Raw genomic sequence first — 18,492 nt, 5'->3', positions numbered from 1 at the left:
TCCGTGCGTTCGGGGCGCCCAGCGTTTAGGGAAAACCGGGGCCGTCCGTGGCGAGACTGGGCGGGCGACGGGTCCGACCCGACGTCAGGAGTTCGCGCGCGGCGCCGGACCGGGCGTCCGGCCGGGCCCTTCCCGCACGGCGTTCCCTGGCAGACCCCCGGAGAGGTTGACGTCCCGATGTCGAACGAAGACAAGCTCCGCGACTACCTGAAGCGGGCGATCGCGGACCTCCACGAGACCCGCGAGCAGCTCCGCGAGGTGACCGAGCAGCACCGGGAGCCGATCGCGGTGGTCGGCATGGCCTGCCGGCTGCCGGGCGGGGTCGCTTCACCCGAGGAGCTCTGGGAGCTGGTGCGGGACGGCGTCGACGCCGTCTCCGCCTTCCCCGCCGACCGCGGCTGGGACCTGCCCGAGGGCGCCGTCACCTCCCGCGAGAGCGGATTCCTGCACGACGCGGGCGAGTTCGACGCCGCGTTCTTCGGCATATCCCCGCGCGAGGCCCTCGCCATGGACCCCCAGCAGCGGATCCTCCTGGAGACCGCCTGGGAGGCCGTCGAACGCGCCGGCATCGACCCCGGGACGCTGACCGGAACCCCGACCGGCGTGTTCGTCGGCGCCGGGCACGGCGGTTACGACAGCGCCTCCACCGCCGGCGGCCAGGTCACCGAGACCGCCGCCGGGCACCTGCTGACCGGCAACACCGTCAGCGTCGCCTCCGGCCGCATCTCCTACGTCCTCGGCCTCGAAGGCCCGGCCATCACGGTCGACACCGCCTGCTCCTCCTCCCTCGTCGCCCTGCACCTCGCCGTGCAGTCGCTGCGCCGCGGTGAGTGCGCGCTCGCGCTCGCGGGCGGCGTGACGGTGATGTCCAGCCCGCAGATGTTCACCGAGTTCTCCCGGCAGGGCGGCCTCGCCGCCGACGGCCGGTGCAAGCCCTTCGCGGCGGCGGCCGACGGCACCGCGTGGAGCGAGGGAGCAGCGATTCTGCTGGTCGAGCGGCTGTCCGACGCGCAGCGCCTCGGCCACCCGGTGCTCGCCGTCGTGCGGGGCTCCGCCGTCAACCAGGACGGGGCCTCGAACGGGCTGACGGCGCCCAACGGCCCGTCGCAGCAGCGCGTGATCCGGGCCGCGCTCGCCGACGCCGGTCTGACGCCCGCCGAGGTGGACGTCGTCGAGGCGCACGGCACGGGCACGCGGCTCGGCGACCCGATCGAAGCGCAGGCCCTGCTCGCGACGTACGGGCAGGACCGCGAACGGCCGGTGCTCATCGGCGCGTTGAAGTCCAACACCGGCCACACCCAGGCCGCCTCCGGCGTGGCCGGGGTGATCAAGACGGTGCTCGCGATGCGGCACGGCCTGTTGCCGCGCACGCTGCACCTCGACGCCCCGACCCCGCATGTCGACTGGACCGCCGGCGCCGCCGAACTCCTGGGCGAGGCCCGGGAATGGCCCGCCAACGCGTGGCCCCGGCGCGCGGCGGTCTCCTCCTTCGGTGTGAGCGGCACCAACGCGCACGTCGTGCTGGAGGCGGCGCCGGCGGAGCCCGGCGGTGGCGTCGCGTCCGAGGCCGCGCCCGAGGCGGCGCTGCCGTGGGTGCTGTCGTGGGTGCTGTCGGCGCACGACGAGACGGCCCTGCGGGCCCAGGCCGGACGCCTGGCCACCCACCTTCGCACGCGCGGACCGCTCGACCCGGCCGACGTCGCGTACTCCCTGGCGACCGGCCGGACGGCCATGGCCCACCGGGCCGTCGTCGTCTCGGCCGACCCGGAGGAGCGCCTGTGCGCCCTGGACGCCCTCGCGGCCGGGGGCGGGGGAGCGGGCGTTGTCACGGGTGCCGTCGAGAAGGGCGCGACGGCGTTCCTGTTCTCCGGGCAGGGGTCGCAACGGCTGGGTATGGGACGGGAGTTGTACGAGCGCTTCCCGGTGTTCGCGGAGGCCTTCGACGCGGTGTGCGGGGAGCTGGGGCTACCCGTGCGCGAGGTGGTGTGGGGCGAGGACACGGAGCTGCTGAACCGGACCGCGTACGCCCAGGCCGGGCTGTTCGCGGTCGAGGTGGCACTGTACCGGCTGATCGAATCGTTCGGCGTGCGGCCGGAGTTCGTGGCCGGGCACTCGATCGGCGAGGTGGCCGCCGCGCACGTGGCCGGGGTGTTCTCGCTGGAGGACGCCGGCAAGCTGGTCAGCGCTCGTGGCCGGCTGATGCAGGCACTGCCGAAGGGTGGCGCGATGCTGGCCGTGCAGGCGACGGAGGACGAAGTCCTGCCGCTTCTGGGTGAGTTCGTGTCGATCGCCGCCGTGAACGGACCGACCTCCGTCGTCGTTTCCGGCACGGAGGAGGCCGTCGAGGCGGTCCGCGCGCACTTCGCCGACCGCAGGACGACCCGGCTGCGCGTCTCGCACGCGTTCCACTCGCCGCTGATGGACCCGATGCTGGAGGACTTCCGCGCCGTCCTCGACGGGCTGAGCTACAGCGCGCCGTCGATCCCGGTGGTCTCCAACCTGACCGGCGAACTGGCGGAGGGCCTGACGTCGCCCGACTACTGGGTGCGCCACGTCCGCGAGGCCGTCCGCTTCGGCGACGGCATCCGCACGCTGCACGGGGCCGGAGTCACCCGGTTCCTCGAACTCGGCCCGGACGGCGCGCTCACCGCCATGGCGGCCGATTCGCTGCCCGCCGAAGCGGCCCTGGCCGCCGCGCTCCGCAAGGACCGTCCCGAGGAGCCGGCCCTCCTGACGGCCCTCGCCCGCCTGCACGTGCGCGGCGCCGGCCCGGACTGGGCGGCGGTGCTCGCCGGGTCCGGCGGCCGGCGCATCGATGTGCCGACGTACGCGTTCCAGCGGCAGCGCTACTGGCTGCCCGAGCTCCCGCACCGCACCACGGGCGCGCCCGCGCCCGACCCGGTCGAGGACGCGTTCTGGGCCGCCGTCGAGGCCGGTGACCTGCGGGAGGCGTCGGCGGTCCTCGGGATCGCGGAGGAGGCCGCCGAGGCCTCGCTCGACCGCCTGCTGCCGGTCCTGGCCTCCTGGCGCGGGCAGCTGCGCCTGCCGGGCACGCTCGACGGCTGGACGTACGGGACGGCCTGGGCGCCCGTGCGCGGCCTCACCGACACCGTCCCGTCGGGTCGTTGGCTCGCCGTCATGCAGGAAGGCGCGGCGGACGCGCCGGACGACTGGCCCGCCGCCGTCCTCGACGCCCTGGCCGGCCGGGGCCTGCGGATCGAGCGTGCGGCGGGGGTCGAGGACGTGGACGCCCTGCTCGCGGACGGCTCCGCCGAGCCGGTCGCCGGAGTCCTGTCCTTCCTCGCCGCCGACGGCCGCCCGCACGCCGGGTTCCCCGTCGTTCCCCGGTACCTGCCCGCGACCGTCGAGCTGCTGCGCACCCTGGAGGCCGCAGGCGGTCCGGCGAGGCTCTGGTGCCTCACCCGGGGCGCCGTCGCCGCCGAGGGCGCCGACCGGGTGCGCGAGCCGGAGCAGGCGCAGCTGTGGGGCCTCGGCCGGGTGGCCGCGCTGGAGCACCCGCATCGCTGGGGCGGGCTGATCGACCTGCCCGACGCCCCCGACGCCCGCACCGCCGTCCGCCTGGCCGGTCTCCTCGCCCAGACCGCCGAGGACCAGCTCGCCCTGCGCGGCTCCGGCGCCTACGCCCGCCGTCTGACCCGCCGCCACCTGCCGGCGGAGTCGACCCGCGCGGCCGCGACCGGTACGGACGGGCGCGCGGCGGCCGTCGCCCCCGCCGGTTGGTCCGCCCCCCGAGGCACCGTCCTCGTCACCGGCGGCACCGGCGCCCTCGGTGCCCACGTCGCCCGCTGGCTGGTCCAGGGCGGCGCCGAGCACCTCCTCCTCGTCGGCCGCCGTGGCCCCGAGGCCCCCGGCGCGCAGCAGCTGAGCGACGAGCTGACCGCCCTCGGCGCCCGCGTCACCGTCGCCGCCTGCGACGTCGCCGACCGCGACGCGCTCGCCGCCCTCCTCGCCGCCGTGCCCGCCGAGTACCCGCTCGCCGGCATCGTCCACGCGGCCGGTGTCCTCGACGACGGTGTCCTGGAAAGCCTCACGGCCGACCGCTTCGACGCCGTGCTCCGCGCCAAGGCCGTCTCCGCCCGCAACCTCCACGAGCTGACGGCCGGGCACGACCTCGCCCTGTTCGTCCTGTTCTCCTCGATCACCGGCGTCCTCGGCAACCCCGGCCAGGCCAACTACGCCGCCGCCAACGCCTACCTCGACGCTCTCGCCGAGCACCGCCGCGCCGCCGGGCTGCCCGCCACCGCCGTCGCCTGGGGCCCCTGGGCCGGGGGCGGCATGGCGGGGGACCACCCGGGCCTCGCCGGGCGGATGCGGCGCAGCGGGCTCGCCCCGATGGACCCGGAGCGGGCGGTCGCCGCGCTGCGTCGGGCCCTGCTCGCGGATGCCTCCGGTCTCACCGTGGCGGACGTGGACTGGAGCGTGCTCGCCCCCGTGCTCACCGCCGCCCGCCCGAGCGCGCTGATCGCGGACCTGCCCGAGGTGCGTCGCGCGGTCCACCAGGGCGTCGCCACGGCGACCACCGACTCCCCGCTGGCCGATCGGCTGCGCGGCCGCGGTGCCGACGAGCAGGAGCGCCTGCTGCTGGAGCTCGTCCGCACCGAGGCCGCCGCCGTTCTCGGGCACGCCTCCACCGCGACCGTCCACGCCGCCCGGGCGTTCCGGGACCTCGGCTTCGACTCGCTGACCGCCGTCGAGCTGCGCAATCGCCTCACCGCCGCGACCGGTCTGCGCCTGCCCGCCACTCTGCTGTTCGACCAGCCGACCCCGACCGCCGTCGCCGCGCAGCTGCGCGCCGAGCTGGCCGGAACGGCCGCGGGCGAGACCTTCACCGCCCCGGCCGTCGCCGCCGACGAGCCGATCGCGATCGTCGCGATGGCCTGCCGCTTCCCCGGCGGCATCGAGTCGCCGGAGGACCTCTGGCGACTGCTCGCCGAGGGCCGCGACGCGGTGAGCCCGTTTCCGGCCGACCGGGGCTGGGACACCGATCGCCTGCACCACCCGGACCCTGACCACGAGGGCACCAGCTACGTCGCCGAGGGCGCGTTCCTCGCCGCCCCGGCCGACTTCGACGCCGCCTTCTTCGGGATCTCCCCGCGCGAGGCCCTCGCGATGGACCCGCAGCAGCGGCTCCTGCTGGAGACGGTCTGGGAGGCCGTCGAGCGATCCGGCATCGACCCCGGGGCGCTGCACGGCTCGCGGACCGGCGTGTTCGTCGGCTCCAACTTCCAGGACTACCAGGTGCTGCTGGACGCGGCCCGGGAGGGCGTGGCCGGGCACGTGATGACGGGCAACGCCGCGAGCGTGATCTCCGGCCGCGTCGCCTACACCCTCGGCCTGGAGGGCCCGGCCGTCACCGTCGACACCGCCTGCTCGTCCTCCCTGGTCGCGCTGCACCTGGCGGCCCAGGCGCTGCGCCGGGGAGAGTGCTCGCTGGCGCTCGCGGGCGGTGTGACGGTGATGTCCACGCCGCAGGTGTTCGTCGAGTTCTCACGTCAGCGCGGCCTGGCCCCGGACGGCCGCTGCAAGCCGTTCGCCGCCGCCGCGGACGGGACGGGCTGGGCCGAGGGCGTGGGCGTGCTGCTCGTTGAGCGGCTCTCGGACGCGTGGCGCAACGGGCACCCGGTGCTGGCCGTGGTGCGCGGCTCGGCCGTCAACCAGGACGGCGCCTCCAACGGCCTCACGGCGCCCAACGGCCCGTCCCAGCAGCGGGTGATCCGGGCCGCCCTGGCGGACGCCGGTCTGACGCCCGCCGAGGTCGACGCCGTCGAGGCGCACGGCACCGGCACCCGCCTCGGCGACCCGATCGAGGCCCAGGCCCTGCTCACCGTCTACGGCCAGGAGCGTGAACACCCGCTGCTCCTCGGCTCGGTGAAGTCCAACCTCGGCCACACCCAGGCCGCCGCCGGGGTCGCCGGCGTGATGAAGACCGTGCTCGCGATGCAGCACGGCGAGCTCCCGAAGTCCCTGCACATCGACGAGCCGACCGCGCAGGTCGACTGGACCGCCGGCGCCGTCGAGCTGCTGGACGAGGCCCGTGCGTGGCCCGAGACCGGACGGCCGCCGCGCGCCGGCGTGTCCTCGTTCGGCGTCAGCGGTACCAACGCCCACGTGATCCTCGAAGCGGCCCCCGCGCCCGAGTCGCCGCCCGAGCGCCCGTCCGCCGACCGCCCGCTGCCCTGGCTGCTGTCCGCTCGGACCCCCGAGGCCGTGCGTGGGCAGGCCCGCCGGCTCGCCGCCCACGTCCGTGCCACCGGGCCCGCCCTCGACGACATCGCCCGTTCCCTCGCCACCACCCGCACCGCCCTGGAGCACCGGGCCGCCGTCGTCGCGCCCGACCGGGCCGGCCTGTTGGACGGTCTGGACGCACTCGCCGAAGGCCGCGCCACCCCTGCCGTCCTGGAAGGACAGGCCGCAGGGGAGGGCGCACCGGTGTTCGTCTTCCCCGGCCAGGGCTCCCAGTGGGCCGGCATGGCGGTCGAACTCCTCGACACCGCACCGGTGTTCGCGCAGCGGTTCGCCGAGTGCGCGGCGGCCCTGGAGCCGTTCACCGACTGGTCGGCAACCGACGTCCTGCGCGGCGAACCCGGTGCGCCCGGCTTCGACCGGGTCGACGTCGTGCAGCCCGTGCTGTTCGCCGTCATGGTGTCGCTGGCCGAACTGTGGCGCGCGCACGGCGTGGAGCCGGCCGCCGTGCTCGGCCACTCGCAGGGCGAGATCGCCGCCGCCTGCGTGGCCGGCGCGCTCTCCCTGGACGACGCCGCCCGCGTCGTCGCCCTGCGCAGCCGGGCGATCCGGCGGCTCGCGGGCCTCGGTGGCATGGTTTCGGTGGCAGAGCCGGTCGCCGCCGTCCGCGAGCGCCTCCTGCCTTGGGGCGACCGCATCTCCGTCGCCGCCGTCAACGGCCCCGGCTCGGTGGTGGTCTCGGGCGACCCCGAGGCCCTGGAGGAGCTGATCGCCGACTGCGAGCAGGCCGGCGTGCGGGCGCGCCGCATCCCGGTCGACTACGCCTCGCACTCCGCGCACGTCGAGCGCATCGAGCACGAGCTGCTCGACCTCCTCGCGCCGATCACCCCGCGCACCGCCGACGTCCCGTTCTGCTCGACCGTCACCGGCGCCGTGATCGACACCGCCGCGCTGGACGCCGCCTACTGGTACCGCAACCTGCGCCACACCGTGGAGTTCGAGCAGGCCACCCGCACCCTGCTGGCCGCAGGCCACCGGGTGTTCGTCGAGGTCAGCCCGCACCCCGTGGTGACCACCGGTGTCCAGGAGACGATCGAGGACAGCGGCCTGCCCGCCGCCGCCCTCGGCACGCTGCGTCGCGACGAGGGCGGCCCCGGCCGCTTCCTGCTCGCCCTCGCCGACGCGCGCAACCACGGCGCCCGGGTGGACTGGGACCTCCTGTTCGCCGGCACCGGCGCGCGCGCCACCGAGCTGCCGACGTACCCGTTCCAGCGGCAGCGCTACTGGCCGCGCCCGGGCGGGACGGGGGGCGACGTCACCACGGCGGGGCTGGCCGCGCCGGAGCACCCGCTGCTCGGCGCCGCCGTCGAACTCGCCCAGGGCGGCGGGCTGGTGGCCACCGCGCGCTGGTCGCTGCACACCCACCCGTGGCTCGCCGACCACGCCGTCGCGGGCACCGTCGTGGTGCCCGGCGCCGCGCTGGTCGAGGCGGTCGTGCGGGCCGGCGACGAGCTCGGCTGCGGGCGCATCGAGGAACTGACCCTGCACGCGCCCGTCCTGCTGCCCGAGCGCGGTGCGCTCCAGGTGCAGATCGAGGTCGGCGCCCCGGACGACACCGGCCGGCGCCCGGTAGCCCTGCACACCCGCCCGGCCGACGCGCAGGCGCCCGAGGGCTGGACCCGGCACGCCGACGGCGCCGTCGCCCCCGCCGGGGCCGAGCCCGCGCCGGCTGCCGCCGCCTGGCCGCCCGTCGGCGCCGAGCCGATCGACGTCGGCGGCTTCTACCCGGGCCTGCGCGAGCGGGGCTACGGTTACGGCCCGGTGTTCCAGGGCGTCCGCGCGGTCTGGCGCCTGGGTGCCGCCGTCCACGCCGAGGTCGAGCTGCCCGCGCCGGCCCGCGCCGACGCCGCCCGCTACGGCCTGCACCCCGCCCTCCTCGACGCGGCCCTGCACCCGGCCGGGCTCGGCCCGCTGGCGGGCCGACCCGGGCTGCCGTTCGCCTGGACCGGCGTCACGCTCCACGCCACCGGGGCCACCGCGCTGCGGGTGACGCTCACCCCGGCCGGGCCCGACACGGTGTCCGTCGCGATGGCCGACCCGACCGGCCGGCCCGTGGCCGCCATCGAGGCGCTGGCCGTGCGCCCGCTCGCCGAGGGCGCCCTCGACCCGGCCGCCCGGGTGGCGCGCGAGGCGCTCTTCCACCTGGACTGGCCGGCCCTGACCCTCCCCGAGGCCGCCCCGGCCCGCTGGGCCGTCCTCGGTGAGCCGCCCGCCCACGCGGCGGCCCTCGCCGAGGCCGGGGTCACCCTCGGCGCCGACGCGGACGTCACGCTCGTCGAACTCGGCGGCGACGAACCACTGGACGCCCTCGCCCACGCCCTCGCCGTCCTCCGGCCGTGGCTCGCCGACGACCGCCCCGACGCCACCCTGCTCGTGACCACCCGCCGCGCCGTCGCCGCCGACCCCGCCGAGGACGTCCACGACCTGCCTGCCGCCGCCGTCCACGGCCTGGTCCGCTCCGCCCAGAGCGAGCACCCCGGCCGCATCGTCCTCGCCGACCTGGACGACGACCCGGCCTCCTGGCGCGCCCTGCCCGCCGCGCTCGCCACCGGGGAACCCCGGCTCGCCCTGCGCCACGGCACCGCCCACGCCCCCCGCCTGGCCCGCGCCCACACCGCCGCGCCGCTGCCCGTGCCCGACGGCCCGTGGCGCCTCGACCTCCGCACCAAGGGCACGGTCGACAACCTCGAACTCCTGCCGAGCCCCGACGCGGCCGCGCCGCTCGCCGAGGGCGAGGTCCGCATCGAGGTCCGAGCCGCCGGCCTCAACTTCCGCGACGTGCTCAACGCCCTCGACATGTACCCGGGCGGCGCCCGCTTCCTCGGCGCCGAGGCCGCCGGCATCGTCCGCGAAGTCGGCCCCGGCGTCACCGGACTCGCCGTCGGCGACCGCGTGATGGGCATGGTCACCGGGGGCTTCGGCCCGCTCGCCGTCGCCGACCACCGCGTGCTCGCCCGCGTCCCCCGGGGCTGGACCTTCGCCCAGGCCGCCTCCGTCCCCGTCGTCTTCCTCACCGCCTACTACGCCCTGCGCGACCTCGCCGACCTCAAGGACGGCGAACGCCTCCTCGTCCACGCCGCGACCGGCGGCGTCGGCATGGCCGCCACCCAGCTCGGCCGCCTCTGGGGCGCCGAGGTCTACGGCACCGCGAGCGAGGCCAAGCAGCACCTGCTGCGCGCCGACGGCCTGCCCGACACCGCCATCGCCTCCTCCCGCACCCTCGACTTCGAGGAGCGCTTCCGCACCGCCACCGGCGGCGATGGCGTGGACGTCGTCCTCAACTCCCTCGCGGGGGAGTACGTCGACGCCTCGCTGCGCCTGCTCGCGCCCGGCGGACGGCTGATCGAGATGGGCCGGACCGACGTCCGCGACCCCGCCGAGGTCGCCGCCGCCCACGGCGGCGCCCGCTACCAGGCCTTCGTCCTCCAGGAGGCCGGGCCGGAGCGGATCGGCCGGATGCTCGCCGACCTGGTCGAGCTGTTCGAACAGGGCGCGCTTCGCCCCCTCCCGCTCACCTGCTGGGACGTCACCCGCGCCCGCGAGGCCTTCCGGTACATGGCCCAGGCCCGGCACACCGGCAAGATCGTGCTCACCGTCCCGCGCCCCTGGGACGCCGACGGCAGTGTCCTGATCACCGGCGGGACCGGCACCCTCGGCGCCGAACTCGCCCGCCACCTGGTCACGGCGCGCGGCGTGCGGCACCTGCTGCTCGCCGGCCGCGGCGGCCCCGACGCCCCCGGCGCGGCGGCCCTCGCCGAGGAGCTGACCGCCCTCGGCGCCGAGGTCACCGTCGCCGCCTGCGACACCGCCGACCGCGAGGCCCTGGCCGCCCTGCTGGCCGCCGTGCCCGCCGCGCACCCGCTCACCGCCGTCGTCCACGCGGCCGGCATCCTCGACGACGGCGTGGTCGAAGGCCTGACGGCCGACCGGCTCGCCGCCGTGCTGCGCCCCAAGGCCGACGCCGCCCGCCACCTGGACGAGCTCACCCGCGGACTCGACCTCGCCGACCTCGTCCTGTTCTCCTCCGCCGCCGGCGTCTTCGGCTCGCCCGGCCAGGGCAACTACGCCGCCGCCAACGCCTGGCTCGACGCCCTCGCCCAGCACCGCCGCGTCGCGGGCCTGCCCACCACCGCCCTCGCCTGGGGCCTGTGGGCACAGGCCAGCACCATGACCGCCCACCTCGGCGCCACCGACCGGGCCCGGACCGAGCAGTCCGGCGCGCTCACCCTCAGCACCCCGGACGGCCTCGCCCTGTTCGACGCCGCCCTCGCCGACCACCGTGCCCTGCTCGTCCCCGTCCGCCTCGACACCGCCGCCCTGCGCTCGCGCGGCGCGGCCGAACTCCCCGCCCTGCTGCGATCTTTGGTCCGTACCCCGGCCCGCCGCACCGCGCAGGGCACCCAGGCCGCCGACGGGCTGCGCGCCCGCCTCGCCGGGCTCACCGCGGCCGACCGCGCCGCGGCGCTGCTCGACCTGGTGAGCGGATGCACCGCGGCCGTCCTCGGCCACTCCTCGGCCGACCAGGTCCACGCCACACGGCCGTTCCGCGACCTCGGCCTCGACTCCCTGACCGCCGTGGAACTGCGCAACCGCCTCAACACCGCGACCGGACTGCGGCTGCCAGCGACCCTCGTGTTCGACCACCCCACCCCCGGGGCCCTCGCCGGGCACCTGGCCGACGGCCTCACCGGCACCGGCGCGGCGACCGCGGCCGGTGCGGCCCTCCAGAGCGCCGACGAGCCGATCGCGATCGTCGGCATGGCCTGCCGCTTCCCCGGCGGCGTCGCGACCCCCGACGACCTGTGGACCCTGCTGTCCGCCGGCACCGACGCCGTCGCCCCCTTCCCCGCCGACCGAGGCTGGGACCTCGACGGCCTCTACGACGGCATCCCCGACCACCCCGACTCCTCCCGCACCCGCGAGGGCGGCTTCCTCGCCGACGCCGCCGGCTTCGACGCCGCCTTCTTCGGCGTCAGCCCCAACGAGGCCCTCGCGATGGACCCGCAGCAGCGACTCCTCCTGGAGACCTCGTGGGAGGCCGTCGAACGCGCCGGCATCGACCCCGGCACGCTGCGCGGCAGCCGCACCGGCGTCTTCGCCGGCCTGTCCTCCAGCGACTACCTCGACCGGGTCGCCCGCATCCCCGACGAGGCCGCGCCGTACGTCAGCACCGGCAACGCCGCGAGCGTGATCTCCGGCCGCGTCGCCTACACCCTCGGCCTGGAGGGCCCGGCGGTCACCGTCGACACCGCCTGCTCGTCGTCCCTGGTGGCGCTCCACCTCGCGGTCCGCGCGCTGCGCGGCGGCGAGTGCACGCTCGCCCTCGCCGGCGGCGTCACCGTGATGTCGACGCCGATGATCCCGGTCGACTTCGCCCGCCAGCGCGGCCTGGCCGCCGACGGCCGCTGCAAGCCCTTCGCCGACGCCGCCGACGGCACCGGCTTCTCCGAGGGTGTCGGCGTGCTGCTGGTCGAACGGCTCTCGGACGCGCGGCGCAACGGGCACCCGGTGCTGGCCGTGGTGCGCGGCTCGGCCGTCAACCAGGACGGCGCCTCCAACGGGCTCAGCGCCCCGAACGGGCCGTCGCAGCAGCGGGTGATCCGGGCCGCCCTGGCGGACGCCGGTCTGACGCCCGCCGAGGTCGACGCCGTCGAGGCGCACGGCACCGGCACCCGCCTCGGCGACCCGATCGAGGCCCAGGCCCTGCTCACCGTCTACGGCCAGGAGCGTGAACACCCGCTGCTCCTCGGCTCGGTGAAGTCCAACCTCGGCCACACCCAGGCCGCCGCGGGCGTCGCCGGCGTCCTGCGCACCGTCCTCGCCCTGCGGCACGCCACCCTCCCGCGGAGCCTCCACATCGACCGGCCCACCACGCACGTGGACTGGACGCTGGGCGCCGTCGACCTGCTCACCGAGGCCCGCGACTGGCCGGCCACCGGGCGGCCCCGCCGCGCCGGCGTCTCCTCCTTCGGCCTCAGCGGCACCAACGCCCACGTGATCCTCGAACAGGCCCCCGATCAGGAGCCCGCACCGGCCCCCGCGCCCGAGCGCCCCGCCCTGCCCTGGCTGCTCTCCGCCCGCAGCGCCGAGGCCCTGCGCGGCCAGGCCCGCGCCCTGCTCGACCACCTCGACGTCAGCGCCGCCTCGCCGCTCGACCTCGCCCACTCCCTCGCCACCGGCCGCGCCCTCCTGGAGCACCGCGCCGCCGTCGTCGGTACGGACGCCGAGGACCTGCGGGCCGGACTCGCCGCGCTCGCCGACGGAACCCCTGCCCCGGACGTCGTCACCGGCCGGCACGGCGCCGGGCGCGACCGCCGGGTCGTCCTCCTCTTCCCCGGCCAGGGCTCCCAGTGGACCGGCATGGGCGCCCAACTTCTCGACGCCTCACCGGAGTTCGCCGAGCGGATCGCCGCCTGCGGACAGGCCCTCGCCCCCTGGACGGACTGGTCCCTCGAAGCCGTCCTGCGCGGCGAAGCCGAAGCGCCGTCACTCGACCGCGTCGACGTCGCCCAACCCGCCCTGTGGGCCACCATGATCGCGCTCGCCGCCTGCTGGCAGGCCCACGGCGTCACCCCCGCCGCCGTCCTCGGCCACTCGCAGGGCGAGATCGCCGCCGCCTGCGTGGCCGGCGCGCTCTCCCTGGAAGACGCCGCGAAGGTCGTCGCCCTGCGCAGCCAGGCCATCGCCCGCGGCCTCTCCGGCCACGGCGGCATGGTGTCGGTGCCGCAGGCCCACGCCGACGTCCTCGCCCGCATCGAGCCCTACGGCGGCCGGATCTCGGTGGCCGCCGCCAACGGCCCGTCCGGCGTCGTCGTCTCCGGCGAGACCGCCGCCCTCGACGACCTCCTGGCCGGCTGCGCCCGCGACGGCGTCCGGGCCAAGCGCATCCCCGTCGACTACGCCTCCCACTCCGCCCAGGTCGCGCGGATCGAGGAGACACTGCGCACCGAACTCGCCGGACTGACCACACACGAGGCCCGCATACCGTTCTTCTCCACCGTCACCGCCGACTGGCTCGGCGACACCCCCCTCGACGCCGGCTACTGGTACCGGAACCTGCGGCAGACCGTCCGCCTGGAGGAGGCCGTCCGCGCCCTGCTCGCCCAGGGCCACGACGCCTTCCTCGAATGCAGCCCGCACCCCGTGCTCGCCATGGCCGTCGAGGACACCGCGGCCGACGCGGGCGCCCGGGCCGTCGTGCTCGGTACCGTCCGGCGCGAGGACGGCGGCCCTGCCCGGCTGCTGACCTCCCTCGCCGAGGCCCACGTGCGCGGCGTGCGGATCGACTGGCGGCCCGCCCTCGCCGGCGGCCGGTTGGTCGACCTGCCCACCTACGCCTTCCAGCGCCGCCGCTACTGGCTCGCCCAGGACGCCGCCCGCGCCGGCGCGCCCCTCGAACCCTGCGGGCTGGACCGTGCCGTCCGCCTCGCGGACGCCGACACCGTGCTGCTCACCGGCCGGATCGGCGCCACGACGCACCCCTGGACGGCCGACCACCGCGTGCGCGGCACCGCCGTCGTGCCGGGCACCGCGCTGGCCGACTGGGCCGTGCGGGCCGGCGACGAGGCCGGCTGCCCGACCGTCGCCGAGCTCGCCGAGCTCACCCCGCTGACCCTGCCCGAGCACGGCACCGTCGACCTCCAGCTCACCGCGGGGCCCGCCGACGCAGACGGCCGACGGGCCCTCACCGTCCACGCCCGCCCGACCGGCGCGCCCGACGACACCCCGTGGACCCGCCACGCCACCGGCACCCTGACCACCGGCACCCTGACCACTGGCGGTGCCGCCGGCGCGGCCCTGACCGAATGGCCCCCCGCCGATGCCCGGGCGGTGGACGCCGTCGAGCCGGACGGCGCCGAGTACGGCGAGCGCTTCCGCACGGTCCTGGCGCGCTGGCGGCGCGGCGACGAGCTGTACGCCGAGGTCGCCCTGCCCGAGGAGCACCGCACCGAGACGGCCGGCTTCCGCGTCCACCCCGGGCTGCTCCAATCCCTGCTCGCCGCCCTCCCGGGCGGCCCCGGCCCCGCCCAGCCCGCCGACTGGCGCGGCGTCACCGTCCACGCCACCGGCGCCGCCCTGCTCCGCGTCCGGCTCACCCCGGCCGCCGACGGCAGCCACGCGCTGACCGCCGCCGACGCCGACGGCGCCCCCGTGCTCACCGCCGAGGCCGTCACCGTCCGCCCGATCGCGCCCGAGCACCTCGCCGCGGCGGCCGACCCGCTCTACGCGGTCGAGTGGGCCCCGATGCCCGCGAGCGCGGTCTCTGCCGCCGACCTCACGGACACCGCCGTCCTCGGCGCGGACGACGGACTCACCGCCGCCCTCGGCGCCCGCTCCTACGCCGACCTCGCCGACCTCACCGCCGCCCTCGACGCCGGAGAGCCCGCACCCGCCACCGTCGTCCACCGCCTCACCGCCGCCGACGACGGCGACCCCGTCACCGCCGCGCACCGCGCCGTCCGGGCCGCCCACGGCCTCGCCCGCGCCTGGCTCGGCGAGCCCCGGCTCGCCGACGCCCGCCTCGCCCTGCTCACCCACGGCGCCGAGGCCGCGGCCCCCTCCACCGACGCCACCGTCCTCGCCCAGGCGGCGGCCCACGGACTCATCCGCTCCGCCCAGTCCGAGAACCCCGGCCGTTTCCTCCTCGTCGACCTCGACGGCGACCCGGCCTCCGACGCCGCCCTGCCCGCAGCCCTCGCCGTCCCCGACGAGCCGCGCCTGGCCGTCCGCGGCGGCGAGGTGACGGCACCCCGGCTGCGCCCCGTGGCCCCCGGGGGAGGCCGAGCGTGGACCTGGAACCCCGCCGGTACCGTCCTGATCACCGGCGGCACCGGCACCCTCGGCGCCCTCGTCGCCCGCCACCTCGTGACCGAACACGGCGTCCACCACCTCCTGCTCACCGGCCGCCGCGGCCCCGACGCCCCCGGCGCGGCCGAACTCCTCGCCGACCTCGCGGCCCTCGGCGCCGACGCCCGCATCGCCGCGTGCGACACCGCCGACCGCGCCGCCCTCGACGCGCTCCTCGCCACCGTCCCCGCCGAGCACCCGCTCACCGGCGTCGTCCACGCGGCCGGCGTCCTGCACGACGGACTGCTCGAAAGCCTGACGGACGACCAGCTCACCGAGGTGCTGCGCCCCAAGGTCGACGCCGGGTGGAACCTCCACGAGGCGACCAGCCACCTCGGCATCTCCGCCTTCGTCCTGTTCTCCTCCTTCGCCGCCACGGCCGGTGGCCCCGGCCAGGCCAACTACGCCGCTGCCAACGCCTTCCTCGACGCGCTCGCCCACCACCGCCGCGCCGAAGGCCGCCCGGCCGTCTCCCTCGGGTGGGGATACTGGGGAGAATCGAGTGGAATGACGTCCACGCTGGACGCCGTGGACATCGCCCGCTTCGCGCGCTCCGGCATGCTGCCGCTCACGGCCGTCCAGGGCCTCGCCCTGCTCGACGCCGCGAGCGGTGTGGACCGACCGCACCTGGCCCCGATCCGGCTCGACCGGCACGCCCTCGCCACGGCCGGGGCTCCGCCGCTCTTCGCCGAACTCGCGCCCCGCCGCGCCGTCCGGCGCACGGCCGCAGGCCCCGCCGGGAGCACGGCGACCGCCGACCGGGGCGTCCTGGACCGGCTGCCCGGCCTCGCCGCCGCCCAGCAGGAGAAGGTTCTGCTGGACGTGGTCGTAGGCCACCTCGCCGCCGTCCTCGGCCACGGCTCGCCCCAGGCCGTCGAACCCGAGCGCGGCTTCCTCGACCTCGGCATGTCCTCCCTGACCGCCGTCGAGCTGCGCAACCGCCTCAACGCCGAACTCGGCCTGCGGCTGCCCACCACGACGATCTTCGACCACCCGTCGCCCACCGCGCTCGCCGGGCGCCTGCGCGACCTGGTCGGCGCGCCCACCGGCACCACGGCGCCCGCCCGGCCCGTCTTCGCCGAACTCGACGAGCTGGAGAGCGCGCTCGGCGCCACCGAACTGGACGCCGACTCCCGGACCCGCCTCCTCGCCCGCATCAAGAGCCTCCAGTGGCGGCTGGACGGCGACGCGACCGAGTCGCCCGCGGTCGCCGACGGGCCGGACGACGCGCTCGACGACACCACGGACGACGAGATGTTCGACCTGATCGACCGCGAGCTCGGACTCGCCTGAGGACCGGCCCCGGGGCCGTCCGCCCCGGGGCCGTCCCACGGACCCGTACCACCCTGCCGAACTGCGAGGATTCCCACCCATGGCCAGCACCTCCGAGGACAAGCTCCGCGACTACCTCAAGAAGGTCACCGCGGACCTGCGGCGCACGAGGCAGCGCCTGGAGTCCGTCGAGGCGAGGGACGCCGAGCCGATCGCGATCATCGGGATGGCCTGCCGCTACCCCGGCGGCGTCCGCGCCCCGGAGGACCTCTGGCGGCTCGTCGCCGACGGCGCCGACGCCATCGGCGACCTCCCGGAGGACCGCGGATGGGACACCGGGGGCCTCTACGACCCCATCCCCGGCACCCCCGGCAAGAGCTACGTGCGCCACGGCGGGTTCCTCGACGGCGTTGCCGACTTCGACGCCGAGCTGTTCGGCATCGCCCCCCGCGAGGCCCTCGCCATGGACCCGCAGCAGCGGCTCCTCCTCGAATCCGCCTGGGAGGCGATCGAGCGCGCCCGCATCGCCCCCGCCGCCCTGCGCGGCAGCGACACCGGCGTGTTCATCGGCGGCGCCGACACCGACTACGGCTCCCTCGCCCGCCAGACCGAGGAGACCGAGGGCCACCTCCTCACCGGCGGAGCCGTCAGCGTCCTCTCCGGCCGCATCGCCTACACCCTCGGGCTGGAGGGCCCGGCCGTCACCGTCGACACCGCGTGCTCCTCCGCCCTCGTCGCCCTCCACCTCGCGGTCCGCGCACTGCGCGCCGGCGAGTGCTCGATGGCCGTCGCCGGGGGCGTCGCCGTCATGCCGACCACCCGCCTGTTCACCGAGTTCTCCCGCCAGCGCGGCCTCGCCCCGGACGGGCGCTGCAAGCCCTTCGCCGAGGCCGCGGACGGCACCTCCTGGGCCGAGGGCGTCGGAGTCCTGCTCGTCGAGCGGCTCTCGGACGCCCGGCGCCTGGGCCACGAGGTCCTCGCCGTCGTCCGGGGCACGGCCGTCAACCAGGACGGCGCCAGCAGCCGCCTGACCGCCCCCAACGGCCCCTCGCAGCAGCGCGTCATCCGGGCCGCGCTCGCCAACGCCCGCCTCACCCCCGACCAGGTCGACGCCGTCGAGGCCCACGGCACGGGGACGACCCTCGGCGACCCGATCGAGGCGCAGGCCCTGCTCGCGACCTACGGCCAGGACCGGCCCGCCGACCGGCCGCTCTACCTCGGCGGCGTCAAGTCGAACATCGGCCACGCCCAGGCGGCGGCCGGCGTCGCGGGCGTGATCAAGACGGTCATGGCGCTGCGCGCCGGGGTGCTGCCCGCAACCCTGCACGTCGACGAGCCGTCCTCGCACGTGGACTGGACGGCGGGCGCCGTCGAGCTGCTGACGCAGGCCCGCGACTGGCCGCAGACCGGGCGTCCGCGCCGGGCGGGCGTCTCGGCGTTCGGCATCAGCGGGACCAACGCGCACGTGGTCCTGGAGCAGGCGGACGAGGTTGTGGCGGAGGAGCCCGCGCAGGCCGCCCCGGTCCCGGCCGTCGTGCCGTGGGTGCTGAGCGGCCGGACGCCGGACGCGCTGCGCGCCCAGGCCGCCCGGCTGCGCGAGGTCGCGGCGGGCCTGCCGGCCGCGGACGTCGCGGCGGCGCTGGCCACGAGCCGGTCGATGCTCAACCACCGGGCCGTGGTGGTCGGTTCGGACCGGGACGCGCTGCTGCGCGGGCTCGACGCGCTGGCGGCGGGCTCGGGCGGGGCCGTCGAGGGCGCGGTCCGGGGCGGCGGGACGGCGTTCCTGTTCTCCGGTCAGGGGTCGCAGCGGCTGGGGACGGGGCGGGAGCTGTATGAACGCTTCCCGGTGTTCGCTCGGGCCTTCGACGAGGCGTGCGGGCAGGTGGATCTGCCACTGCGGGAGGTCGTGTGGGGATCGGACGAGGAGCTGCTGAACCGGACGGAGTTCGCCCAGGCCGGGCTGTTCGCGGTCGAGGTGGCACTGTACCGGCTGGTCGAATCGCTGGGCGTGCGACCGGAGTTCGTGGCCGGGCACTCGATCGGCGAGGTGGCCGCCGCGCACGTGGCCGGGGTGTTCTCGCTGGAGGACGCCGGCAAGCTGGTCAGCGC

2 protein-coding genes are annotated in these 18,492 nt (G+C 77.0%); both read left to right on the top strand.

The features are described from left to right. Window positions 1-177: 177 nt before the first annotated feature. The gene (locus ACPC54_RS40690; protein ID WP_498972576.1) at window positions 178-16,404 is read left to right on the top strand and encodes a type I polyketide synthase; all 16,227 of its coding nucleotides are present in this window, start codon (window positions 178-180) and stop codon (window positions 16,402-16,404) included. A 79-nt stretch (window positions 16,405-16,483) separates the two neighbouring features. Further along, window positions 16,484-18,492, top strand: a 2,009-nt coding sequence (locus tag ACPC54_RS40685; RefSeq protein WP_498972574.1) for a type I polyketide synthase, incomplete at its 3' end; no start/stop codon positions are given.

It is taken from the genome of Kitasatospora sp. NPDC094028, assembly GCF_049543595.1.
In the GTDB taxonomy this organism is placed as follows: Bacteria; Actinomycetota; Actinomycetes; order Streptomycetales; family Streptomycetaceae; genus Kitasatospora.
Note: the sequence above shows the minus strand (reverse complement) of the source record. Positions and strands in the feature narration are given on the sequence as shown.

Excerpts from the sequence above, each read along its gene's own strand:
- ACPC54_RS40690 (WP_498972576.1), top strand. The coding sequence starts at position 178 with ATGTCGAACGAAGACAAGCTCCGCGACTACCTGAAGCGGGCGATCGCG.